The sequence below is a fragment of the Nostoc sp. CHAB 5836 genome, from assembly GCF_020829445.1.
Taxonomy (GTDB): domain Bacteria; phylum Cyanobacteriota; class Cyanobacteriia; order Cyanobacteriales; family Nostocaceae; genus Nostoc.
The window spans coordinates 25,164-48,727 of sequence record NZ_JAIVFV010000022.1; the positions used below are offsets into that span (position 1 = coordinate 25,164).

The window sequence follows — 23,564 nt, forward strand, 5'->3', positions numbered from 1 at the left end:
GGCATTGCTGCTAAGTAGGTTGGCGCAAATAAAGCTAACTGGCTAAGGCTGTCATTTGTCCTTTGTCATTGGTCATTAGTAAAGGTTTTAAGCTTATTTACGTTTCGTAACATACTTGACTTTTTTCGCACCAACGTACTTATCTAAATTGATTGCTTTTGGGTATGCTGCGATCGCTGTCCCAAGGTTAGAATCTCACTGCAACGCTTGACGAAAAGCATATTCCGCACCCTGTAATTCCAACTCCCAACTCCCAACTCCCAACTCCTAACTCCAAACTCCTAACTCCAAACTCCAAACTCCTAACTCCTAACTCCTAACTCCTAACTCCCACACCTGATGGCAAAATTAGCATGGCATCGCCGAATGAATAAAAGCGATATCCAGAAGCGATCGCTTCCTTATATATATTCAATAATCGCTGTCTGCCAATTAGCGCACTTACCAACATCAGCAAACTGGAACGCGGTAGGTGAAAATTGGTAATTAAACCATCCACCACTTGCCATTGGTAGCCGGGATAAATAAACAAGTCTGTTTTACCGCAAAATGGTTGTAAATTCCCAGATTGAGCCACCCCTTCTAAAGCCCTTACTACCGTTGTCCCCACAGCAATAACCCGACCACCAGCTGCTTTAGTGGCGCGGATTTGCTCTACTGTAGCGGCGGGAACTTCAATCCATTCTTCATGCATCTGATGGGTAGTTACATCTTCCACTTCCACAGGGCGAAATGTGCCGACACCAACGTGCAGTGTTACAAAAGCTTGATTGATTTGGCGATCGCGCAACTTTTGTAATAATTCTGGGGTAAAGTGTAACCCTGCCGTCGGAGCTGCGATCGCTCCTGGCTCTTGAGCATAAACTGTCTGATACTGTTCATCAGCAGCTTCTGAGGCAGTGATGTACGGTGGTAGCGGTACTTCACCGAATACCTCTAACAGTTGCACCAAAGACTTTCCCTCTGGCACATCAAACTGCAACAAACGCCCCCCCGTTGCTGCATCTGTTTCTAAAACCGTAGCCGTGAGGAAATGAGGGGATGAGGGGGATGAGGGGGATGAGGAGGATGAGGAGGATGAGGGGGATGAGGAGGATGAGGGGGATGAGGAGGATGAAGTAAAATTTTCTCCCTCATCTCCCCCATCTCCCCCATCCTCCTCATCTCCCCCATCTCCCCCATCTCCCCCATCTCCCCCATCTCCCCTTCCTTCAAAAATAATCTTCGCTCCCTGTTTAAAGCTTTTTCCTGGCTTCACTAAAGCTAACCAACAGTTATACTGTCGTTCTTCCAACAGCAACACCTGGATTTTCCCACCAGTGGATTTATGACCATAAAGCCGCGCCGGAATAACTCTTGTATTGTTCATAACCAACAAATCACCAGAACGCAGCAGTGCAGGCAAATCATGGAAAATGTGGTGTTGGGGTGCTATTTCGATGCCTGTAGTCGGAGAATCAACCACCAGTAACCGCGAACTATCTCTAGGAACTGCTGGGTTTTGGGCAATGAGTTCTGGAGGTAGTTCGTAGTCATACCCAGCTACCGAGCAATCTAATTCAAAATCTTTTGCTTGTGGGCGAGAGGTGTCTTTCAAATTGGCTTCTAAGTAGGTTGGTGCAATTTAAGCTAACTGGCAAGGGCTGTCATTTGTCCTAAGTCAATTGGTCACTTGTACTGAGCGACTTGTACTGAGCGTAGTCGAAGTATTGGTCATTAGTAAGGACTTTAAGCTTATTTATGTTTCTTAACATAATGAAAGTTTATTTATGCCAGCTTACTTACTAGTTTTTACTTTATTTAGTATTTATACTCTCTTAAAAAAGCTCCTTTGAGCTTTTCCTTCTAAAGGAACTTTAAGGGATCTTTGCTCAGTTTCACCACAAGACTATTAAGATTGGTACTATTAGGTAACACGGAAAAATTAACATAAAAATTGGGTAAACCTCCCCATCTAAAAACGGGGGCTTTTACCCTACCGGGAACAGGCACTGATTGACGAATATAGATATGTAGGATTGGCTTTGATCCCAAGCACCAACAAACATGGAATACTTGTACTATCTGGCAAATGCCAGTCTAACCCTGAGGGTCGTTCAACACCTGCACGCTAGACCCCAGACACCAATTTCGTTCATCACCGTAATTCATCAAATTGATGGCTGGGTGGTTAGGATCAAACTCAAAGGTCAAGTTTCGCCCCAAGAAGATGGCGACTTCCGCGCTTTTCTAAATGAATTAGGAATTAGCTACGAGCCGCCAATGAGGGTGCAAATGGCACTTTGGAGTTTGGAAGCAGGACAGTGCCCTGTGGACGTAATGCGTCGCTATCAGGTAGCCATTGTCTCTCATGGTAGTCCAGAGAGAGACGAAATCGAAGCATTCCGGCAACAGTTTGTTCGGGGCTTAGGCTACTGTCCAGAAACTTTGGCGTGACACTATTTGGTTTAACGCCACTACAAAATTATTGGTCATTAGTAAGCTGATGCGCGTCTAGATTGTACATTGCAATCATTAAGACTGTCCTAAGTCAATTAGTCATCTGTCCTTTGAAATACAAATGACTAATGATAACCTCACGAGTAAATATACAATTTAAATGCGTAACAGCTTAATGAAGATATTTTATAGATCGTGTGTAAAACCTCGTCCCCTTGTGGGCGGGGCCGTTGACCCATTACCGATTAACCATTCTCAATTGAGGAGTCGAAAGCTGCCAGAATATATTCTTGCAGCTTGAACCTATACCCGGCTGCCGATGAAGTAGCAAGAGTTTCCTGGCTTGCTGTAACCCCAGTCAGATTTTTTGATATCCTTTGACAGCAGACAATAGCAACATCAAATCGACAAGAATAATCTGCCTTCTCAGGGTACTGAGCTAAGAATATTCCAGCTGTGCGCCAGATTTTTGCTTGCTTTTGTGGGGTGATTGCGCTTCTTCCCCCTGCATCCCAACTACCTGAACTGCGGGTTTTGACTTCCACAAAAATCAATATTGAGTGGGGAGTGGGGTCTTTTCCCCTGCTCCCCTGCTCTTTCTCAGTTACTCCATGATATTCAGCAATAATATCGATTTCCCCCCAGCGACAAGAAAAGCGACGATGGAGAATTATCCAACCTGTAGATTGCAACCACTGGGCTACTAGGTCTTCTCCTAATTCACCAATATCTGGATAATGAGATGGAGGAAGGTTAGCCATTGACTAAAAATATGATGAATTGTATGAATTCTAGGTTAAGCGATGCCTGCGGCGGGCGTAGATGCAGCACAACGGGTTCTACACTCGATTCATCCCGAACCAAGTTGGGATTGAAGCGTAAAACAAACCATCACATTTGGGCAAGCATACTCAGCTTATTCCTGTGGGGAATAGTTGGCATCAGCGCAACAGTCGGTTTTGCTCCGACAGCTTTGGCACTCGAATATAATAAAGAAATTTTGGTTGAAGCTGATTTCTCAGGGCGTGATTTAACAGACTCCAGCTTTACCAAAGCGAATCTTCGCCAGAGCAACTTCAGCCGAGCTAATTTGAACGGTGTCAGTTTCTTTGCAGCAAATTTAGAGTCTGCGAATTTGGAGGGTTCTGATTTGAGAAATGCCACTTTAGACTCGGCTCGTTTAGTCAGAGCAAATTTGACAAATGCACTGTTGGAGGGTGCCTTTGCTGCTAACGCCAGATTTGATGGTGCAATAATTGACGGGGCAGATTTTACCGATACGCTGCTGCGTCCCGATGAGCAAAAAAAGTTGTGCAAACTTGCCAAAGGAACTAATCCTATTACAGGACGAGATACGCGTGAGACGTTGTTTTGTCCTTAGCTGACAACTAAAGATTCGGGGCATTTGTCATTTGTCCCTCATCTCCCTCATCTCCCTTAGTCTTTTCTTCAATTTTGAATTGATTTCTCCCCACTTAACCTACCAACCACGGGCACCAATTTTTTGACAAACAATTTGCATTCCTTTGCCTGGTGAAGAATTGGCTACAAAAGGTATTTCTCCTTTTTCCTGATCCTCTTCAAGTAGCTGTCCATCTGATCCGTAAATGGCAATGCGATTCCGAAAAAGCCGTGATTCTTTGCAAGATGCATCGAAGGTAGTCTCGAAAATGCCATCACCGTACATCCCGTAAAGCTTATATGTCGTGCCCTTAATAGTTTTTGTATCCAAAGCTACGCTGTTACCTAGTTGATCATGCCCTACAGTGATATATCTTGGTGCATCTTGGGCGATCGCTGCGCCAACACCTCCGGTGAACGCACTACCATTAGTCAATAAAATAGCGATCGCTCCTACTATGCCGCCTATTTTAAAATACATACAGTTTCAAAATATCAGATTTCATATATTTCTACCCGCAATCAAAGCGGTTCTGGCAGGGTAGAAGCACTGAAATCAATACAGAGCAAGGTGTTATACTAGTTAGTAACACCTGATGGGAAGCATAAAGCACTAAATAACGCCATGTGCAACTTTACTCTCAAACCTAACCCCCAACCCCAACCCTTGTAGCGTTGGCGAGCAAGAATCAAAGCCTCTCCCCGTTTCGGGGAGAGGTTGGGAGAGGGGTTTTAAGAATAAGTTGCACATCGCGTTAAATAAATAGCTGCAATACTTTTCAAAGTATGAGTGAAACACTTGCTGATATTGGTATACCGCCTCAGTTTCCCGATCACACTCAACTACCAGAGTCTGATGGTACGTTTGTGAAAAATTTTCAAGAGCATCCCCAAACCGTCATTTTGACAGACTCAATTGCTCAAGTTTTGCAACGCTTACATCCAGATGGACAGTATTGCATTGGTCAAGATTGTGGTATTTATTGGCGAGAGACTGAACCACCAGAAAAAGGAGCAGCAGCACCGGATTGGTTTTATGTCCCTGGTGTACCACCAAAGCTAGATGGCAAAAACCGTCGCTCCTATGTTTTGTGGCGGGAATACATACCGCCATTGATTGCTATAGAACTAGCTAGTGGTAATGGCGATGAAGAACGAGATGTCACTCCTTTACCTGTAGCTGGTAGTCGGGAAGGCGCAAAACCGGGTAAATTCTGGGTATATGAGCGAATAATCCGAATTCCCTATTATGCAATCTATGAAATTAGTAATGACAAACTAGAGGTTTATCACCTGGTAGATTTTTCATACCACAAAATGCAGCCTAATGAGCGAAACCACTACCCAATTACTCCTTTAGAAGTAGAATTAGGGTTATGGCAGGGAAGCTACTTAAATAATCCTGAGCAATTTTGGTTGCGCTGGTGGGATTTAGAGGGAAATCTGTTACTGATTGGTCAAGAAGAAGCCGAGTTGCAAAGACAAAGAGCCGATCAAGCAGAGCGAAAAGCTGCACAATTAGCAGAACGACTCACGGCAATGGGTATCGACCCAGACGTAGAGTAATATTTACTAAGTTTTTCAGTAGTCGGTAAATCAGCGATGTCTACGACGGGCTACGCCAACGCACCTTTCAATAACTTGAGGGCTGTTTTTGCTATCTTCTACATTGCTCTTTTGTAAGTTACTTGCAAAATTTTCCAAGTTCTGAATTAAAATTGTTTACATCCGTGTGATAACTAAAAAAGCGAATTATGAATAGTTTTATTGTCAAAGTAAGCGCTTTTTGGGATTCGGAGGTTGATGTTTGGGTAGCTAGCAGTGATAATCTACCTGGGTTGGTTACAGAAGCTTCTACTATTGAGGTGTTAACAGCAAAACTTAAAGCGATGATTCCAGAACTTATTGAATTAAATAAACTTGAATCTGGCAACAAAGATTACATTGATTTATACTTAACAACCCATCGTCATGAATCAATCAAAGTGGCTGGATAATGAGTGTTTCCTTTACTCCTGAAGTTAAAAAGCTTTTAACAGAAGCCGGATGTTATTTTAAAAGCCAAGGGAAAGGAGATCATGAAATTTGGTATAGCCCAATTACAGATAATAACTTTGTAGTTGATAGTAAAAGAAAATCAGGCCATACTGCAAATGGAGTATTGAAACAAGCCGGTTTAGATAAGCATTTTTGAGTTTATGAGGAGAGCGATCGCGCCAAAATGCCAGAGATTAAGATGCTCATGATTTGATCAGAGGCGATCGCATCTGTGTTCAAATAGGAACCATAAGAAAAGGAGCCAGAATTCAGCTTGGGTATTTTGTGCGACTGGCGGATGAATCAAGGGGTTTAAGACCCCCACTAAATCTTCGATAAGCGTGGTCAACAAGACAGTGGCGGGTCTGAATCCCCCACTGAAAGATTGCTGACTCCTGAATTCTTCTTCAATGAAAAAAGTATATTTTTTAGAAATCATAACAAAACTCTTGTAGAGCAGTAACAGACTGTCTAAGTCCTTGTCTCAACAGTGTTTCCAAGTACTCTTCTTTTGTCTTGGGCGGATTTTTAAGAGTCCTTCTTTGTCTTTTCGCCGCTTGGCAAATGGCTGCTAGGTTAAGGTCAATTAAATGTAAAATAAAATCATCCGGGTGCTGAGGTTCAATTCCATAGGGTGCAAGATATGAGGCAGGAAAATCTTTGAGGTTAAAAGTGACTATGACATTGGCATGGCAACGAATTGCTGCTGCGAGAACGTGGCGATCGCCTGGATCTGGAAGTTGTAAACCTGCCACAAGTCTTTCATAGCCTGTTACCAGACAATCTCTGACATTATTATTCATATTTTCTTTAGTTTTGATCAGCTGTTCAAGTGTAAGGTCTGGACGATTTTGTAAAACATTTCTGATCCACTCCGAATGAATTTCATCTGTCCATCGCGCTTTAAATAGATCGGTAAGCGCCAACCACATCAGAAAATCTCTTAATGGCGCTGGATATAAGACACAGGCATCATAAATAGCTGTAAAATTGGACACTACAAGACTCCGCCACTTTTAGCTATTTAATCTTGACAGTAAGTAGGTTGGCACGAAAAAAGTCAAGTATGTTACGAAACGTAAATAAGCTTAAAGCCTTTACTAATGACCAATGACAAAGGACAGCCTTAGCCAGTTAACTTTAATTGCGCCAACCTACTTAGTAATAAATTTATCTTTAAATTAACTTTTTAGTAAGTAATTTATTGCAATACGCTTGGGTTAAGGATTTTCTGGAGAACCATAGGCCTGTAGAGACGTTGCATTGCAACGTCTCTACACTGTCCACTGGACAAGGGTTTTAGTCTTATCCCAAGGGTATTGTAATTTATTGGAATTTTATTTTAAAGTTTTAGGGTATCTCATCTCAACAATCTTAGGAGCATTAGAGTTAAAACTAAGCCGATTAGTTACTAAAGCTTCTCCATAGCAGAGTATTTAGTTAATTATGTGAAATTGCTATGTATCGAGATTCTTAGTCATATCCCATATTTAATTCTTGAGCTTGAGCCGCAAGCTCCTCAAGAGTTTGCATTCGTAAAGCATCAATGCGATTTTTGTAATCAATTATATCTTGATAACGCACCCGTCGCCGTGTACCTACTTTACGGTATGGCATCTCTCCAGATTCCAATAACCCTACCAAATAAGGACGAGAAACATTTAAGATATCAGCTGCTTCTTGTGTTGTCAGCTCTGCATATACGGGCATAAGAGTAATAGCATTACCTTTAGCCATTTGTGCCAAAATATCAACAAGCAAACGAAAAGCCTCTGCTGGTATAGCAACCGTTTCGCTCGTAGTGTTATCTTGCACAACCTTGATAGTACGGTAAGTATCATTATTCCGTATGTATGATGCCAAAGTTTGACTACTAGTTTTAGCTAGGGTAGCATCCTCTTCTGTAGGTATAGCGGGTTTGCTAGTTTGGTATCTACTGAGTGTCATAGATATTAGCCTTTCTACGCTTAATATCGAATTGCACTCCACTTATCCATAGGAAAATATGGATTGCAATTATCATTCACCTCATAATAGCTCTTATTCAAAATAAACGCAATGAACGAAATGAACGAAAGCAACTTTGACAGTATTCCACTAAATATCCTGCAACTCAGATTGAAGGACTTTTGATGAAAGAAAAATCAATACTTCATTGTAGAGCAGAAGCTACAGAGGTTAGAGAGCAATGCTTGATTCTCTGGGAGTTGGGAGAGCGTAGGCGTTGGCGTAGCCTCTCGTAGAGAAGCCCGCCGCAGGCATCGCGCCAAAATATGACAGACATAAGATGCTTATGATTTTATCAGAGGCGATCGCATCTGTCTTCAAATGGCAACTATAAGAAAAGAAGCTAATACCATGCTTTGGTATGAAGCAAAAAAACGTAATACAGAAAAATTGTTATGTTGCGTCGCTACTTCAGACTTCTTGCTGAAGGTTATAAAATTTCATCCACCAGAACCGTACCACCCTCGCAAAAATCTATACTGAGATGATAATCTTCAAGCAGGGCAGTTCCAATGAGTGGACGACTACCCATTGCTAGCGCTGGAATATTACGCTCCACACCATTCCATACAACTGTTGCCAAATAAACATCGGTTTCCACACTGGAATTGTTAGCGAGATTTGCGTTGATGCTGATGAGGTAGGGCAAGCCAAGAGCAGTAATGACAGAAAGCGGCAAGGTTAAGAACCCTTCAAACCCTGTATCAATAACACATTCGATTTCTACACCTGAACGTTCTCTTGGAAGAATAATCAGACTCATTCTTGCCTGAAGTCCAACTACAGTCCCATGTATCAATGTGCCGTCCTGAGCAATGTACCACCAACTGCATAAACGGCATCAAAACCAATTCTTTCTCCCCAAAGTGCAGCATCGGTTTGCTTGGATCGTAATCGAAGACTCGTTTCGACTAAATCATCACCGATTTCGTAATCTCCTGTTTCAACATTAATCGAGATAATTTTGCCAATGTTCTCTTCTGTCTCAACTTTGGCACGGATACTTTTTTGATAAAGTTCCTTTCCACGTCGGGCGACTTCTTGGCTACTGAGCGTAGGGTGGGACATAAATAAATCCCCTGTTTAAGCTGCTAGATTCTTCACTTCATTGTAGAGCAGAAGCTACAGAGGTTAAAGAGCAATGCTTGATTCTGTAGGAGTTGCGAGAGCGATCGCCTCAAAGCAGCAGAGGAGAAAAATGCTTTGAAAAACCCGAAAGTAAGAAACTCCCGCACAAAATTTCTTACTTTATTTACCATAGGCAAGTAATCACAGGGCTTTTGAGAGCCATAACTAATTTTCATAGCTCACTTTCCTCAAAAATAACCCTTAATCAATCAGGGTATTTAATCCCCGTTTCTTAACTAGGTGCAACAGCTTAAGAGCAGTACCACTGGGACGCTTCTGACCGATTTCCCACTTTTGAACCGTTGATAGACTTGTATTTAAAATCGCGGCAAATACTGCCTGGCTGACATGAGATGATTCGCGTATTTCCTTAATTTGTTTAGGCTCTAGCGGTTCAATTGGAGACAAGCACAGACAGTCGAATTCACGCAATGTAGTCTGATCCATCAGTCCAGCCTTGTGCAACCCCGTAGCCGTTTCGTGAACGGCTTCAAGAATCGCTGATTTCTTCTTCGGCATTGCAAATTACCTCCATCAATTCATCTTCCAGCTTTGCTTTTTCGAGATCCTGTAGCGTGTAAGATAACAGCACTGATGCCAGCTTTTTTAATGCTTTTTCTTCTTTTTTGTTAATGTTACTGCGCTCGTTTTTCGGGAAGCCGAAAACAAAAAACCAGCAATCTCCCTTGTTGGTTGCGACCAGTGTACGAAAGCCACCATGCTTACCTTGTCCAGAGCGGGCAATCCGCTTTTTGAACAGTCCGCCTCCTAAATCGGCTTCGTAAAGTCCTGCCGTCATTTCGTTTACAGCAGCGCAGAGGCTAAGGTCGTTTAAACCCTCTTTGCGTGCCCAACGGTCAAACCATCGGGTTTTGTAGATTATCATGCTATGGTCATTACCTTCGCTTATTATATAGCACTTAGTGCTATGCTTGGCAATACACTATAAAAGTCAAAAGCTTGAACAAAGACCAATCGCAACATTGAGCAGAAGCTAAGTAAGTCGGCAAGAATAAACCAAACTATGTTATGAAACGTAAATACACCTTAAACCCTTACAAATGACGAAGGACAAATGACAAATGACAAATGACAGCCTTAGCCAGTTAGCTTTATTTGCGTCGCTCTATTTAGCTAAAAAAGAGCGATGGGCTACGCCCCGCCCGAGGCGATCGCACTCCAGCAAATACTATCAGGGTAATAAAACTCTAGTTGTAAGCTAAAAAACATCTAAATTGCATAATCCGATTAAATCAAACTCTTGTGGGGTGGGCAACATGAGCGCCTTAGTTATCCAATTTAAATGTGGAACAGCTTACCTGCAAATTTATCTCACGCTCCTAAACCACTCCGTAATTCCTTGAGCGATCGCATTTGCCATTTTTTTCTGTTCTTCTAGGTTCATAACCTGCTCAAATTCATCGGGATTGCTCATAAAACCCAATTCCAGCAACACAGATGGCGCAGCAGATGGACGCGTCAGCGCTAGGTTGTTCCAAAACACGCCGTATGAAGGTTTGCCGAGTTTTTTAACTACATAGTTTTGTAAGAATATTGCTAGGTTATGGGCTTGGGGTTGATACCAAAAAGTGCCGAATCCCTTAGTTTTTTCGGCATCACCATCATCGGGTAAAGAATTGTGGTGTATGGAAAGTGCGATCGCAGGCTCTTCTTGACTGATAATTGCCTGACGTTCTCCTAGGGAAACTTCGCGATCGTCCTCCCGCGTCATCACCACAGTTGCGCCTCGCTTTACCAACTCGTCACGCAGCAACTTAGATACCACCAAATTCACATCTTTTTCTAAATATCCAGTTGGGCCACTGGCACCAGATTCTTTACCGCCATGCCCTGGATCTAGTACAATCTTGAAATTAGCTAAAGGCTTTCGTCTTGTGTTCCCAATTTTAGGCGGATGACGCAAAGCTAAAACCAGGGTTGTACCGTCGTATCTCAGCTTATATCCCCACTGTTGGGCTTTTTTGAGGTTAAAGGTGTATTTTACTTGTCCTGGAGCTTCCTGTTGCCAGTCTAGACGATCAATTAGGGGGTCATCATCCAGGCGAATTATGTCTGTTTGGGCAGTGGTGTTGTAAAGAGTGAGAGCGATCGCTTGCTCACCTTGTTGTACCCTCACAGGTACGGGAACTTGCAAGGGGAAAACGATCTCTGTCGCACTAGGGAGTTGACGGTATCCGATACTGCGAATTATTGTCTGTGGCAAAACTGCACCAGGTAAAATGCGGGTTTCTTTACTATTAATCCAAGCGCCATAGTCTAGGCGCAACCATTCACCTTCCCTACCTGTAACCGTTGTGCGTGTGCCTTTGGGCAGTGGTGTAAGTCGAGAATAATCGGTGCTTGGCCCAGTGCGAGCAATGCCTGAATCTAGTATTACCTCATAAACTGGCAACTGTGTTTTTGAGAGGATTTCAACCTTACCAGATCCTGGTTGAGTTATCGTCTTACCATTAAGGGTCAGATGGAATTCCGGTTTACCCAAATCTAGCTCTTTAGTTAAAGAAGGCACAACAGCACCAGAGATAATGTTGTTACCGTAAATTAGGCTTAAGAAATTAGAATCAGGTTGTTCGACTGTAGTGCAACCCTCGTACTTTCCTACACTAGATTGGGCTTGAGGCTGATTTTGCCCTGTTAGAGCTGCCAAGTTACTTGGTAGTTGTGCCTGTTGGGGTTGAGGTGAAAGCACAACCCTTTGATTAGCTAGATTGACAGATACCTTGGCATTGGGGGGGGCGATCGCGCTAAAACAAATTAGTTCTCCCGGTAGTCTGGCAATGTCAACTGCGGGAGTCAGGGAATCTTTAGCAAAGGCTAACCCCTGTGGTAACTCAGGGTCAGTGGTAAGCCTTGTCACTTTAATCTGGAGTTCTTGATTGCGGTGACGCACAGTAAAAAGATTCTCCCCCAACTGCAAGGGGAAACTAGGGGAAAAATGACCAGCTTTGCTGCGAGTAATTGGCTTACTATTGATTAAAACCTGACCATCTGGTGGTGCAGTGCCCAGAAAAAAGATTTTTTGGGCACTTGTCTGGTAGTTTGTCTGGGGAAAAACGACTATAAGAGATGGCTCTGCCAATGCTACCGCGGAGGTGAGAATACAGCCTAATATTACTAATCCTAAGAGGTTTTTCACAAGCAAAATCACAGAAGATTAGACCACAACAACTGTGGCACAATGACGAGATGTATTTTTAGAAGTTGTGAGAAATTAAAACTACTATGACTAAGTTTATCTTTGTAACTGGAGGCGTAGTTTCCAGTATTGGTAAGGGCATTGTAGCAGCAAGTCTAGGGCGTTTGCTCAAGTCGCGCGAATATTCGGTGTCGATTCTTAAACTTGACCCTTATATCAATATCGATCCTGGTACTATGAGTCCCTTTCAGCATGGGGAAGTATTCGTTACCCAAGATGGTGCGGAGACAGATTTGGACTTGGGGCATTACGAACGCTTTACCGATACCTCAATGTCGCGCTTAAACTGTGTTACTACTGGCTCGATTTACCAGGCGGTCATCAATAAAGAGCGGCGCGGAGACTACAATGGCGGTACTGTACAGGTAATTCCTCATATTACCAATGAAATTAAAGAGCGGATTCTGCGAGTTGCTAAAAGTACAAATCCTTCTGTAGTGATTACCGAAATCGGCGGGACGGTGGGAGATATTGAATCACTGCCGTTTTTGGAAGCAATTCGCCAGTTCCGCAAAGAAGTGGGACGGCAGAATGTGCTGTATATGCACGTAACACTGGTACCGTGGATTGCCTCGGCGGGTGAGATGAAAACTAAGCCAACGCAGCATTCAGTTAAGGAACTGAGATCCATTGGTATTCAACCAGATATTTTAGTTTGTCGGAGCGATCGCCCCTTACCCAAGGGATTAAAGCAGAAATTGTCGGGATTTTGCGATGTACCAGAAGAATGCGTCATCACTTCCCAAGATGCCAAAAGTATCTATGAAGTACCTTTGAATCTGGAACGGGAAGGAATGGCAGAACAAGTGCTGAACTTGCTGCAAATGGAACAACGTAAACCAGATTTGATCCAGTGGCAAACTCTGGTACAACGGTTACATAGTCCTAAGAACAGGGTGGAAATTGCCATCGTTGGTAAATATATACAGTTAAGTGATGCCTATCTATCTGTAGTGGAAGCGCTGAACCATGCAGCAATTTCCACTTATGGGGAACTGCGGCTGCGTTGGGTGAATTCAGAAAATTTGGAAACTGAACCAGCCGAAAATTATCTGGAGGGGGTCGATGGCATAGTTGTGCCAGGAGGTTTTGGTGTTCGGGGGGTGGATGGCAAAATTGCTGCCATCAAATACGCCCGCGATCGCCAAATTCCTTTTTTGGGTTTATGTCTGGGAATGCAATGTTCTGTGATTGAATGGGCCAGAAATATAGGGGGATTAACAGATGCCAACAGTGCTGAATTTGACGCTCATACAACGGATCCGGTAATTAATTTATTGCCAGGACAGCAGGAAGTAGTTGATTTAGGGGGTACAATGCGCTTGGGATTATATCCTTGTCGTGTTATAACTGATACTTTAGCTTTCAAGCTTTATCAAGAAGATGTAATTTATGAACGACATCGACATCGATATGAGTTCAACAACGATTACCGCGATCTATTGTTAAAGTCTGGCTATGTGATCAGTGGTACTTCTCCCGATGGACGTTTAGTTGAAATTGTGGAATTACCCAAGCACCCATTCTTTCTTGCTTGCCAATTTCATCCAGAATTTCAATCACGCCCCAGTACCCCGCATCCCTTATTTAAAGGGTTCATTCAAACAGCGATCGCTCTTTCTCTTTCCACATCTGATACACCAACACCATTGGAGGTGTCATAACAATTCGTAATTCGTAATGACGCTCCTGCGGACGCTCGCGGACTCGCTACCGCTACGCTAACGTAATTCGTAATTCAAAATTAATTTTTTAGATTTTGAATTGGTGCATAACAACATTAACTTAAGGCTTGAGTAAATTTGGACATTCAGGGTGCATCATTCGTAAATTTCGGACTTGAGGAGATGTTGTGGCGTACTGGGTGAAAATCCTTTACGAGAGGAAAGAATATGTAGTGAATTTTGAGCGTGTCCATGCTTTTTGTTATGAGATGAATGGCAGGGTTACTTTTTGGTTGCCCGATAGTGCCATTCCCATAGTGATTAACCCGCACAGTAACTTAGAAGATTATCAAAAGATTCTTGATTATTTAGAATGTGTGACAAGATTAGAATTAAATCACGCCCACTGGGTGAGAATAATTTACGAAAAAAATGAATATGTAATTAATCTCAACTGCATCAGTTGCTTTTGTCATGAACCGAATGGCAGGATAACTTTTTGGTTGCCAGATGGCACTATCCCCATCATCATCAACCCTGTGAGTAATCCTGAATCTTATGAAAAAGTTGTGAAATACGTTAAGAAAGCAACAGGATATTCTTTGTCTTAGTATTAAATAATTCATAATTCGTAGTCAATAGGCTTGGGTTAAGGATAATTGTAGGTTGGGTTGAATTTTAGTGAAACCCAACAAACGCTCGAAAATGTTGGGTTTCGTTCCTCAACCCAACCTACGCAAATTTATTTATGGATAGATAAATTTTAAACTTTGCGGTTCTTTCGTACTTGTCGTGCTAAATCTTTAATTAAAATTGATAAATTTGCTTTTAAATCAAGGCTTGCAGGCACTTACAGCCTAAATTTTAGCAATGCGACTAAAAGGCAGCGAATAATGACTGTTATGACTGCCCAGCAAGGGTTTTAAGGTATTTTTATAACTAATTTAGCACGCTAATTACGCAAGAGCCGTTCTTTTTAGCGATCGCTCGTTTGGGTGGTTTTCTCGGTTGCAAATCCGATGGTCTGCCAACCGGGCAGACCTTATGGCGAGGCTGGTTGCGATTACAGGATATGTGTTGGGCTGCCGATTTTATCACCCAGTCACTTTAAAAGATGTTGGTAACGACAAGACCTTCAGGTCGGGGAATGGTTACAATCGCCACATTAGAGTTCAATTAACTGAAAGCCCCAAGGTTTGAGAGCCGCGAGGGCTAGTTCTGGATCTACACCTTCATAAGCCTCCCATTCCAAGGGGTGTTCTTTTGGATGTCCGTCGCCGACATTACCTGCAACTTTGATTATCGGACAGTTGGCGATGCGATCGCGCTCCAACCCTTTTGGCAGTGCTAGTTGGATTTTGTGACCGACAAACTTCGCTGTACTTTCATTAGCTATAGATTCACGGATTAAACAAATATCACCAGCAGTCCCCCAAGTAGTTTGGTAAATGTGGAGGAAGGATATATAGGTTACTGGTTTGATGGATCTTTTTAGAACGTGCATTATCTGTAATCCTGACGCTATCAGTGAAAATTCATATGAGTATTTTCTATCACCTTCGTAGGGAAGAATGTTTTTAACTCACATTTTGCACCTAGTTGAGGCGATTAGAAACCGCCTGGTGGAATATATTGGCTTAAAACACGATAATTGCCCACATACTAACTCCCAACCCAATAGCTGCTAGGTGTTGCCAAAGAAGTGATAGCTTCGCTAACCCCTTCGGTGTCCGCACCGCTTGCTTTGCAATCTTTTGTGTTAATAATATAGTCATAAACACGGAAAAAATTATCGTTGTGCCTTGCAGAAAGGCAATCACCGCCGGGTGAGCAACCAATATTGGCAATTGTTCACCACTCAAACCAAGAGTAGCAAAGGTCACGGGTAAAATCCGCCCGCCTTCACCTAAGCCCAAACGCAGATAGTGAGCCAAGTTTCCCCCCAACACTAATGGTAGATAGCCGTAGGCAAGTTCTACAAATTTTCGAGGCTTACAGTTAAGGCTGAACAGTTGGAGCAAGCCATAAGCCGCAAAGGTAAAAATCGCTGGGATAATTAACACTAACAGCGATAATCCCAAATGCTGCCAAAACTGGGTTAAATCCAGTTGTAACCCCAACCAAGATTGCAATTCTGGCAAGCGATGCAGATATATACCACCCAACAGCAAAAACAATAATGCTACTTCATAGCTACGGGGTACATGAGTTGTCCACAGTTCAATACCAGGGGGACGCAAGTTGAATTCAACGGAACGATGGGGACAGGCTTTGAGGCAAGTCATGCACAACACACAATCTCTGTTATCTTCTAACTGCGCTGGGTGAGAATACAAGGGACATCCATTAGTTTCCATGCCTTCGCCCTTTTGCGGCCCACCTTTATAGCACTGATAAGTGGTGCAACTGGCAGAACAAATACCTTGCTGTGCCCGGAGTTCTGTCATTGAGAGTTTGGCAAATAAACCATTCATTCCGCCGATGGGACAGAGATAACGACACCAAAATCGCCGCTCAAAAAGAGCGGAGAAAATCATCGCCCCTGCGGTAATTAACAGCAACAAACAAGCGCTGAGGTAAGCTGTATTTTCTAAATGCCAGAGTTCTTCCCATAAGAAAATTAGGGTGAACAAACCAAACATAAACCATCCGCCCCATTTCTGGGCTTGCTCTCTCGGCCAGCGCTTGAGTTTTCGAGGCCACAGCCATAAAGATAACTTTTGGGTAATTTCCCCGTAAATCATGAAGGGACAAACAGAACACCAGATACGTCCCAAAAAGGGAAAGAGAAATAAGAAGAAAGGCCACCACCAAGCCCAAAATAGATTTAATACGAAATTGCGATCGCGGGTTTGCGGCCCAATAAATAATACTGCAACAATAATTGCATAGGCCGTTGCAGTCAAACCATAATTAATGCGATCGGGCCACCAAGGACTACGTAAAAATTGCCGCAAACTAGGATAGGCATTTAACAGATTCAGCCGAAATCGTTTTTTCTTAGTTTCGGCTGGCCAGAAAATTTCTTCTGTTAATTCATTGGCACCCTCAGCTTGCACGATCGCCCTTTCTACCAGATTTTTCAATTCTTTGAGGTTGCCAGGAAAATCGTATGATTGTAGGCGACGTAGAGCTTCGGGGGTGATGCGCAGTTTAGAAATGCCTCTAGCCCGAATGTAGAGACTAATATAATATTCCACCTGTGCCTGAATATCAGCTTTTCGCACCCGTAGCGGTGGTACTTTAATAACGTGACCGATACAGCGTTCAATTGTCGGCTGAGTTTTTTCTGAAACGATCAGAATTCTAGCTTTACTAGAGCGAGGTTCAGATACTGGCTCTCCAGAACGAGTCACAGGGGTGTATGTGCCAGTTTTGAGCAACTGCGTCACGGGAGGTAATAATTCTTGGGGCAATTCTTGGATATTGTTGAGAACTAGAGTCCCTTCCCCTAACCATTCCAACAATCCTGGTTTACCGCCAGCGCGACCGAATAAATCTGCACCGCTAGTTTGGAGAATACCACAATTTACTTTAATAATTGGTTCTCGCCGTTTTGGAGAACCAAAGTGGATGAGGGCTGCTATATTATCTTTTTCTAACCCTGGTTCTCCGAAAATATCCACTGATTTGCGGTCAGCCGCCGCTTCTCGAATTTGCTCCCGCAGCCGCACAGCATAGCGACTTGTACCGACAATTCCCCGTTGCGCTTTGGTGACTAAATAGGGTCGCAAAGCTACGGAACGTTCTTGTTCATAGCCAAGTGCAGATGTCACCTGAGCTAATTCTTGAACTAATTGGCGGGAAAAAGCCTGAGTGATTTCGGGGTATTGGGTGACTAAGGAATGTAATTTAGTCGCAGGTAGAACCCACAAATGACATTCTGTTACCGTAGTAATTGTGAATGGAGTTAACTCTCCCAATAGCAATTCTTTGAGGTGAATCACTGCTCCGGGAAGGAAGCCGCAAGCTAAAGCTGAATTCGTTTCATTGGTGCTATTGCTTTCGAGTTGACCTTGCACGAGAATATAAAGGGCTTCTGGAGTAGTGCTTTCGCTAACTAAGTCAGTTTCGGCACTCACTACTTGTTCTTCAATTGCTTGGGCGATCGCATTTAATACTTCAGGTGAGAGAATTCCTAAAGTCGTGCGTTCTTGTAGCCATATAACCGTTTCTGGAGATGTCATCTTAAGTTCTCCGTGTAGGCTGCTGTATAACAAGGATTATCCCTGAAAGGGTATGTCAAAATATCTGTGTTCAGATGTTGTGCATTAATAGACATCTGGTGAAAATGAATGTAGAGACCTAGCAGTGCAATGTAGAGACCTAGCAGTGCTACGTCTCTACAAAGGTTTCAGGCAACGCATAATTAATTTCACCAGATGTCTAATACATCATGTGAAATGTTTATTCTTGCTTAAGCTAAAAACCCTTACATTACACTCGTATTGAGCGGAAACTAAATTTGATGCAAATTTAGTGATATTTACTAAATTTTGTGCATAGGAGGTTTGATGTTGAATATCAGTAAGGGTATTAATTCCCTCTCAAACTTTAAGATGGTATTCAAGCCAGAGGCAAAAAAGGAAACCATAGTACACAACGTGTTAAATTTAACTCCAATGGCTCTGATTAACTTTTCGTTACATACTGATAAATTTTCCCGCCGACTTACTTGCTTTAAAAAAATTGACTTTAACAAAGAGTTTTAGCCTTAACCCAAGCGTATTGACTCCTGCCTCCTAAATAAGATTTTAAAGATTTGCTAAAGAAGTTGATGTAACCTTATACTTCATGGTAATTAAATAATTACAATGTGGGTTCAAAAAAATTTGGAAGAAGAACCAAAATAGTTGATCCAGTTACTTCCTATTTGAGTAATCAATTAAAGAATTTTCAAGAAATAATTTATCTAATTTTGGAGAGTGGGCATCTGGCTCGTCTCTAACCAAAAGCGGGCTTTTAGGGTCAGCCCACAATCAGTTGTTAGATATTTTTTCTTGAGAATTTCTTAACCAAATCATAAATATTTTCTAACTTAGATTACCCAAATAGCAAGTAATTTACATCTGAGGGGGTGGCAACTTCGTCTCAAAGCCTTATCAAATAAGGATTATCAAAGGGTTAGCCTTGAAACGCTCAAAACAAATTGGGAACCTATCCCAACAGAAAAATCAGGCTTTTGGGCTGTGATTATTGAGAATGGAATCAATAAATCCGAAAAATGATGTTTATCTTTTCATGGCACAAGCGTTCAAAACGCTTGCTGCGTCTTTGGTTCAAAGGGTTTTGTCACCCCCTCAGAATTTACATTGAACCAATGAATATAGTGATTCTCAATTGCATGGAATACAGACCTAACCCCCAGCCCCTTCTCTACTAGCGTTGGGGAGTAATATTCAAAGCCTCTCTCTTTAAAGGAAGTGAGGAATAGAAGTGAGATCAAACTGTATTGGATCCAAACGAAAAGCGCTATAGTTCGTTGACTGAGACTGAACTTACGTATTAGTGAGAAATTCAGGAGAGATCATATGGCATTTATTTTCGGCACTATAGGCCCTGACACGATCAATGGGACTTCGGGAAATGACACTATAGTTGGTTGGACTAGTGATGGTGATGCCGATAGTACCTCCGGTAAAGATACCTTGAATGGTTTGGCTGGTAACGATTCCCTCGCAGGTGGGTCGTTAGACGACAGTCTAAGTGGTGGAAATGGCAATGATACACTTGATGGAGGCACAGAAAACGACATTCTCAAAGGTGGTGCAGGCACTGACACCTTTAAAGGTAATCAGGGTAACGACAGCATTGATGGCGGAGATAGCATTGATACCGCAGACTACAGCCAACGAGGTAAAATAACCTTGTCAAGTGTCGGAACCATTCAAAAAGCTGGGGGACTGGGGCAAGACGAACTCTTTCAAGTAGAAAACATTATTGCTAATGCTAATGTTGCCAGCAACACCATAGATGCATCTCAAGCTTTATCTGGGGTATCTATCACCGTTAACCTGGAAACTCAAAGTTTTGCTGCCAATAACGTTCCTGTTTTGGGAACACTGCGATTTACTGTAGTCAACTTTGATGATGTTATCGGCGCCAATGGAAATGACAGCATTGTTGGCGATAACCAAAATAACCGATTATCGGGCAACAATGGCAATGACACACTTAATGGCAACTTGGGTACTGACACTCTAAATGGGGGACTAGGCGACGACACGTACATAGTTGACAGTGCAGTTGATACCATTACGGAAGCTGCGAATTCAGGCACAGATACTGTCCGGTCTTCTGTCACTTACACACTTAGTGCCAATGTGGAGAATCTGACGCTGACGGGAACTAGCGCCATCAATGGGACAGGTAACAATCTTAATAACACCATCTTCGGTACTAATTTGAGCAGTAACACTCTCAATGGAAGAGCAGGTGATGACTCACTAATCGGTGGTAGCGGCAATGATATCCTCAACGGGGAAGACGGCGATGATCTACTACGAGGCGGACTCGACAATGACAGACTCAATGGCGGCTCTGGAAATGACGTTTTCATCAGTGTTTTTTCTGGTGGTTTTCCTGGTGGTAATGTGCTTCCACCTGGATTAGGGGAAATTGATACCTTGACTGGTGGGACTGGGGCAGATAGATTTATCCTGGGGGACTTGATAAATGTTTTCTACGACGATAACAACACTGCAAATCCTGGTTTTGGCGACTTCGCTACTATTACTGACTTCGACTCTAGTCAAGATCAAATTCAACTCAAAGGACTTTTACAGGACTACCGTCTGGAAGTTGTTGGAAACGACACACGAATATTCTTAGACAAACCAGGAGCAGAGCCAGATGAGATTATAGGTGTTGTCCAGGCGAGAAACAATCTCACACTTAATAGTGATGACTTCCTTTTCAATAACGAGCTGGAAATTGTTGGAAGAGGTACAAACAACTCACTATCAACAGCTGAAGTGTTCGGTACTTTGTCGTCAGGCTCAAAGGTTAATGCTTCAGCCCAGTTGGCAACAATTCAACCGGGGAATAATCCCGATTTCGACTTTTTTAATTTTTCTTTAGCAAATTCCGGAACTGTCACTATTAAAACAGTGACATCGGGAGATACAGTTCTCGGACTGTTTAACGATACTGGAAATTTAGTGGACAGTAATGATGATACTGCCGGTGTCCGTTCGTCATTAATCAGCCGTTCCCTGGGTGCAGGTACGTACTCCATTTCAGTGAGTAAATTTCCCTTCCGCCCTGAAAATGGCGGAACTTTCTTTGGTAGCGCCTCCAACCCTGATTTTGCTTATACGCTAGAAGTGAGTTTTGTATAAGAACATTGTCCTGACAATTGAGGTCATGTGGAAAAGCTAACACGAAACCTAACCCCCCCAGCCCCCTTCCCTATAAGGGTTGGGGGAGAACTCAAAGCCTCTCCCCTTCCAGGGGAGAGGAATGGAAGTGAGGTTTTTGATATGATCTGAATTGTCAGGAACATTGTCAACTTCAGAAAGTAGCGACATCAGAGGCCAGATTCAAAGATACTTTTCCCGTATCGGCTAGAAGAACACGGCGACGTGGCAAGTAAGTAATTTACATTCAACTTCATGAATAGTTCTTTAACTAAGACTGAACTTACGTAGTTAGGAATAAACTCAGGAGAGATAATATGGCATCCATTTTCGGCACTACAAGTCCTGACAAGATAAATGGGACTTCAGAAAATGACAGCATAGTTGGTTGGGCTAGTGGTGGTAATGCCAATAGTCCCTCCGGTGACGATATTTTGAATGGTTTGGCTGGTAACGATACCCTCGCAGGTGGGACGGGGAATGACAGTCTAATCGGTGAAGATGGCAATGACAGACTTGATGGGGGCACAGGTACTGATACCTTGAATGGTGGAGCAGGGGACGACATTTATATTGTTGACACTGCTGCTGACATCATTAGAGAGGCTCTTAATTCAGGTACAGATATTGTCCGATCTCCCGTCAACTACACACTCAGTCTCAATGTGGAGAACCTGACGCTGACGGGAATTAGCGCCATCAACGGTACGGGCAACGGTATTAACAACTTCCTTTTTGGTAATGCTGATAACAACATTCTCAATGACGGAGGAGGCAATGACACCATAGACGGTAATTTCGGTAATGACCAACTCAATAGTGGCGACGGCAATGATAGTTTACAGGGTGGGCCAGGCAATGACCAACTCAATGCCGGGCCTGGAGACGATATCCTGATCGGTGCTTGGCCTGGTAGTCCGCTTCCACCTGGATTAGGGGAAACTGATAACTTGACTGGCGGGGCTGGGGCAGATAAATTTATCCTGGGGAACGCTGTAAATGTTTTCTACGACGATAACAATAGTACGAATCCTGGTTTTGTGGACTTGGCTACTATCACTGACTTCAACTCTACCCAAGATCGGATTGAACTCAAAGGGCCTCCACAGGACTACCGGTTAGAAGTTCTTGCAAACAACACACGAATATTCTTAGACAAACCCGGAGCAGAGCAAGATGAGATCATAGGTGTTGTGCAAGGGAGAAATAATCTCAGACTTGATAGTGATGACTTCCTTTTCTATGAGCGGGAAAATGCTGGAGAAGCTAAAAATAACACATTAGGGAGCGCTGAAGGGTTAGGTTCCTTATCATTGGACTCAGCCGTTAATGTTTCAGCCCAGTTGACAACAGTTCAACCGGGAGGTAAGGCCGATTTCGACTTTTTTAATTTTTCTTTAGCAAATTCCGGAACTGTCACTATTAGGACAGTGACATCGGGAGATACAGTTCTCGGATTGTTTAATGATACTGGGAATTTAGTGGACAGTAATGATGATGCTGGCAATAGCCGTTCGTCATTAATCAGCCGTTCCCTGGGTGCAGGTACGTACTCCATTTCAGTGAGTAAATTTCCTTTCTCCCCTCAAAATGGCGGAACTTTCTCTGGTAGCGGCTCTAACGCTGATTTTGCTTATACGCTAGAAGTGAGTGTTGTATAAGAGGATGTTTGAAAAGTCCTCTTCTCGGTAACAAAACGTTTTAGATCCCCCTAAATCCACGCCACTTGCTTCACTTGGGGAGACCCCATCGCCCTTGGCGTCTCCCCTTGGGAGAAGACCGCAGTGGCTCCCCTTAAAAAAGGGGGACTTTGATTCTTCCTCCAATTTATCAGGGGGGTAGGGGGCAATACGCTTGGGTTAAGCCGTAAAAATAAATTTGCGTAGGTTGGGTTGAGGAACGAAACCCAACCTACAATTATCTTAAAAAAGGGGGACTTTGATTCTTCCCCAAATTTATCGGGGGGTAGGGGGGATCAATAAGTGCAAAGATACAGCCAAATACTAGGTAAAAACCCCAACGCCACTTGCTTGCTGCTGGGTAACCCGTTCACCTCTGTGGCGATCGCTCGTAATTGTTTGTAGCGTTCGATGTCATCAAGACCCTGAGAATAGGTTAGACCATTTTGAGCGATCGCTTGTAATTTTTGTGCCCATTCCAGCCATTTTGTTTCCACAGTTTTTCCAAGTTTGTGTAAGTTGTTATAAGTACAATACCTTCGCCAAAATTAGAGGATCAGAGCTAGACAACAAAGCTAAATTCCATAGACAGCAACGGTTTCAGGCTTTGAAAATGAGGTTTCAACCCATAGCC

The 23,564-nt window shown here is 43.0% G+C and carries 22 protein-coding genes and 1 pseudogene; 10 read left to right on the forward strand and 13 right to left on the reverse strand.

Annotated elements, in window-relative coordinates; all coding sequences use genetic code 11:
* Positions 1-316: 316 nt before the first annotated feature.
* A complete protein-coding gene (gene queA / locus LC605_RS06885) occupies positions 317-1,597 on the reverse strand; it encodes a tRNA preQ1(34) S-adenosylmethionine ribosyltransferase-isomerase QueA (protein WP_229546815.1) in 1,281 nt (426 codons plus the stop codon).
* A 449-nt stretch (positions 1,598-2,046) separates the two neighbouring features.
* On the opposite strand from queA, the gene LC605_RS06890 reads away from it, so the two are divergent.
* The gene (locus LC605_RS06890; protein WP_229546816.1) at positions 2,047-2,436 is read left to right on the forward strand and encodes a hypothetical protein; all 390 of its coding nucleotides are present in this window, start codon (positions 2,047-2,049) and stop codon (positions 2,434-2,436) included.
* A 248-nt stretch (positions 2,437-2,684) separates the two neighbouring features.
* Here LC605_RS06890 and LC605_RS06895 read toward each other — a convergent pair whose 3' ends face one another.
* On the reverse strand, positions 2,685-3,200 hold the full coding sequence (locus tag LC605_RS06895; protein ID WP_229546817.1) for a YraN family protein: 516 nt from the start codon (positions 3,198-3,200) through the stop codon (positions 2,685-2,687).
* Positions 3,201-3,223: 23 nt separating this feature from the next.
* Here LC605_RS06895 and LC605_RS06900 point away from each other — a divergent pair, with 23 nt between their 5' ends.
* A complete protein-coding gene (locus LC605_RS06900; RefSeq protein ID WP_229546818.1) occupies positions 3,224-3,820 on the forward strand; it encodes a pentapeptide repeat-containing protein in 597 nt (198 codons plus the stop codon).
* Positions 3,821-3,919: 99 nt separating this feature from the next.
* Here the strand turns inward: LC605_RS06900 and LC605_RS06905 are convergent, their stop codons facing one another.
* Complete coding sequence (locus LC605_RS06905) at positions 3,920-4,321, reverse strand: hypothetical protein (RefSeq protein WP_229546819.1); 402 nt, start codon at positions 4,319-4,321, stop codon at positions 3,920-3,922.
* Positions 4,322-4,626: 305 nt separating this feature from the next.
* On the opposite strand from LC605_RS06905, the gene LC605_RS06910 reads away from it, so the two are divergent.
* From LC605_RS06910 to LC605_RS06920, 3 genes are all read left to right on the forward strand, one after another.
* On the forward strand, positions 4,627-5,406 hold the full coding sequence (locus LC605_RS06910; RefSeq protein WP_229546820.1) for a Uma2 family endonuclease: 780 nt from the start codon (positions 4,627-4,629) through the stop codon (positions 5,404-5,406).
* A gap of 188 nt (positions 5,407-5,594) precedes the next feature.
* Positions 5,595-5,837 carry a DUF1902 domain-containing protein gene (locus LC605_RS06915; RefSeq protein WP_229546821.1) on the forward strand — a complete coding sequence of 81 codons (243 nt, stop codon included), beginning with the start codon at positions 5,595-5,597 and terminating at the stop codon, positions 5,835-5,837.
* Positions 5,837-6,034, forward strand: coding sequence for a type II toxin-antitoxin system HicA family toxin (locus LC605_RS06920; protein ID WP_229546822.1), 198 nt, complete (start codon positions 5,837-5,839; stop codon positions 6,032-6,034). Before LC605_RS06915 ends, LC605_RS06920 begins: the two co-directional genes overlap by 1 nt.
* Before the next feature lie 271 nt (positions 6,035-6,305).
* Here the strand turns inward: LC605_RS06920 and LC605_RS06925 are convergent, their stop codons facing one another.
* The 6 genes from LC605_RS06925 to LC605_RS06950 form a co-directional block, all read right to left on the reverse strand.
* Positions 6,306-6,875 carry a PIN domain-containing protein gene (locus LC605_RS06925; RefSeq protein ID WP_229546823.1) on the reverse strand — a complete coding sequence of 190 codons (570 nt, stop codon included), beginning with the start codon at positions 6,873-6,875 and terminating at the stop codon, positions 6,306-6,308.
* A 475-nt stretch (positions 6,876-7,350) separates the two neighbouring features.
* Positions 7,351-7,824 (reverse strand): helix-turn-helix domain-containing protein, encoded by a 474-nt coding sequence (locus LC605_RS06930; RefSeq protein WP_229546824.1) that lies wholly within the window; start codon positions 7,822-7,824, stop codon positions 7,351-7,353.
* 490 nt (positions 7,825-8,314) lie between these two features.
* Positions 8,315-8,647: a clan AA aspartic protease gene (locus tag LC605_RS06935; RefSeq protein ID WP_229546825.1), complete on the reverse strand. Its 333-nt coding sequence runs from the start codon at positions 8,645-8,647 to the stop codon at positions 8,315-8,317.
* A gap of 32 nt (positions 8,648-8,679) precedes the next feature.
* Positions 8,680-8,952: a hypothetical protein gene (locus LC605_RS06940; protein WP_229546826.1), complete on the reverse strand. Its 273-nt coding sequence runs from the start codon at positions 8,950-8,952 to the stop codon at positions 8,680-8,682.
* A 261-nt stretch (positions 8,953-9,213) separates the two neighbouring features.
* Positions 9,214-9,531: a DNA-binding transcriptional regulator gene (locus LC605_RS06945; protein ID WP_229546827.1), complete on the reverse strand. Its 318-nt coding sequence runs from the start codon at positions 9,529-9,531 to the stop codon at positions 9,214-9,216.
* Positions 9,503-9,898 carry a type II toxin-antitoxin system RelE/ParE family toxin gene (locus LC605_RS06950; RefSeq protein WP_229546828.1) on the reverse strand — a complete coding sequence of 132 codons (396 nt, stop codon included), beginning with the start codon at positions 9,896-9,898 and terminating at the stop codon, positions 9,503-9,505. Before LC605_RS06950 ends, LC605_RS06945 begins: the two co-directional genes overlap by 29 nt.
* 196 nt (positions 9,899-10,094) lie before the next feature.
* Between LC605_RS06950 and LC605_RS06955 the strand changes: the two genes are divergently transcribed.
* Positions 10,095-10,235 (forward strand): hypothetical protein, encoded by a 141-nt coding sequence (locus LC605_RS06955; RefSeq protein WP_229546829.1) that lies wholly within the window; start codon positions 10,095-10,097, stop codon positions 10,233-10,235.
* Between the two features lie 104 nt (positions 10,236-10,339).
* Here the strand turns inward: LC605_RS06955 and LC605_RS06960 are convergent, their stop codons facing one another.
* Positions 10,340-12,169 carry an N-acetylmuramoyl-L-alanine amidase gene (locus LC605_RS06960; RefSeq protein ID WP_229546830.1) on the reverse strand — a complete coding sequence of 610 codons (1,830 nt, stop codon included), beginning with the start codon at positions 12,167-12,169 and terminating at the stop codon, positions 10,340-10,342.
* Positions 12,170-12,255: 86 nt separating this feature from the next.
* On the opposite strand from LC605_RS06960, the gene LC605_RS06965 reads away from it, so the two are divergent.
* A complete protein-coding gene (locus tag LC605_RS06965; protein WP_229546831.1) occupies positions 12,256-13,893 on the forward strand; it encodes a CTP synthase in 1,638 nt (545 codons plus the stop codon).
* Positions 13,894-14,081: 188 nt separating this feature from the next.
* Complete coding sequence (locus LC605_RS06970) at positions 14,082-14,504, forward strand: hypothetical protein (protein ID WP_229546832.1); 423 nt, start codon at positions 14,082-14,084, stop codon at positions 14,502-14,504.
* 554 nt (positions 14,505-15,058) lie between these two features.
* Here LC605_RS06970 and LC605_RS06975 read toward each other — a convergent pair.
* Complete coding sequence (locus tag LC605_RS06975) at positions 15,059-15,397, reverse strand: hypothetical protein (protein WP_229546833.1); 339 nt, start codon at positions 15,395-15,397, stop codon at positions 15,059-15,061.
* A gap of 133 nt (positions 15,398-15,530) precedes the next feature.
* The gene (locus tag LC605_RS06980) at positions 15,531-18,080 is read right to left on the reverse strand and encodes a sigma 54-interacting transcriptional regulator (RefSeq protein ID WP_229546834.1); all 2,550 of its coding nucleotides are present in this window, start codon (positions 18,078-18,080) and stop codon (positions 15,531-15,533) included.
* 1,344 nt (positions 18,081-19,424) lie between these two features.
* Between LC605_RS06980 and LC605_RS06985 the strand changes: the two genes are divergently transcribed.
* Together LC605_RS06985 and LC605_RS06990 are read left to right on the forward strand one after the other, a co-directional pair.
* A complete protein-coding gene (locus tag LC605_RS06985) occupies positions 19,425-21,233 on the forward strand; it encodes a calcium-binding protein (protein ID WP_229546835.1) in 1,809 nt (602 codons plus the stop codon).
* 335 nt (positions 21,234-21,568) lie between these two features.
* Positions 21,569-22,912 (forward strand): calcium-binding protein, encoded by a 1,344-nt coding sequence (locus tag LC605_RS06990; protein ID WP_229546836.1) that lies wholly within the window; start codon positions 21,569-21,571, stop codon positions 22,910-22,912.
* 389 nt (positions 22,913-23,301) lie between these two features.
* Here the strand turns inward: LC605_RS06990 and LC605_RS06995 are convergent.
* Positions 23,302-23,427, reverse strand: a pseudogene (locus LC605_RS06995) (NUDIX hydrolase N-terminal domain-containing protein); the annotation flags it as partial.
* Between the last annotated feature and the right edge of the window lie 137 nt (positions 23,428-23,564).

Coding starts and splice junctions, on each gene's coding strand:
- LC605_RS06940 (WP_229546826.1), bottom strand. CDS start 8,952: ATGTCCCACCCTACGCTCAGTAGCCAAGAAGTCGCCCGACGTGGAAAG.
- LC605_RS06905 (WP_229546819.1), bottom strand. CDS start 4,321: ATGTATTTTAAAATAGGCGGCATAGTAGGAGCGATCGCTATTTTATTG.
- LC605_RS06975 (WP_229546833.1), bottom strand. CDS start 15,397: ATGCACGTTCTAAAAAGATCCATCAAACCAGTAACCTATATATCCTTC.
- LC605_RS06965 (WP_229546831.1), top strand. CDS start 12,256: ATGACTAAGTTTATCTTTGTAACTGGAGGCGTAGTTTCCAGTATTGGT.
- LC605_RS06945 (WP_229546827.1), bottom strand. CDS start 9,531: ATGCCGAAGAAGAAATCAGCGATTCTTGAAGCCGTTCACGAAACGGCT.
- LC605_RS06955 (WP_229546829.1), top strand. CDS start 10,095: ATGACAAATGACAGCCTTAGCCAGTTAGCTTTATTTGCGTCGCTCTAT.
- LC605_RS06920 (WP_229546822.1), top strand. CDS start 5,837: ATGAGTGTTTCCTTTACTCCTGAAGTTAAAAAGCTTTTAACAGAAGCC.
- LC605_RS06985 (WP_229546835.1), top strand. CDS start 19,425: ATGGCATTTATTTTCGGCACTATAGGCCCTGACACGATCAATGGGACT.
- LC605_RS06915 (WP_229546821.1), top strand. CDS start 5,595: ATGAATAGTTTTATTGTCAAAGTAAGCGCTTTTTGGGATTCGGAGGTT.
- LC605_RS06910 (WP_229546820.1), top strand. CDS start 4,627: ATGAGTGAAACACTTGCTGATATTGGTATACCGCCTCAGTTTCCCGAT.
- LC605_RS06930 (WP_229546824.1), bottom strand. CDS start 7,824: ATGACACTCAGTAGATACCAAACTAGCAAACCCGCTATACCTACAGAA.
- LC605_RS06895 (WP_229546817.1), bottom strand. CDS start 3,200: ATGGCTAACCTTCCTCCATCTCATTATCCAGATATTGGTGAATTAGGA.
- LC605_RS06935 (WP_229546825.1), bottom strand. CDS start 8,647: ATGAGTCTGATTATTCTTCCAAGAGAACGTTCAGGTGTAGAAATCGAA.
- LC605_RS06900 (WP_229546818.1), top strand. CDS start 3,224: ATGAATTCTAGGTTAAGCGATGCCTGCGGCGGGCGTAGATGCAGCACA.
- LC605_RS06980 (WP_229546834.1), bottom strand. CDS start 18,080: ATGACATCTCCAGAAACGGTTATATGGCTACAAGAACGCACGACTTTA.
- LC605_RS06990 (WP_229546836.1), top strand. CDS start 21,569: ATGGCATCCATTTTCGGCACTACAAGTCCTGACAAGATAAATGGGACT.
- LC605_RS06890 (WP_229546816.1), top strand. CDS start 2,047: ATGGAATACTTGTACTATCTGGCAAATGCCAGTCTAACCCTGAGGGTC.
- LC605_RS06950 (WP_229546828.1), bottom strand. CDS start 9,898: ATGATAATCTACAAAACCCGATGGTTTGACCGTTGGGCACGCAAAGAG.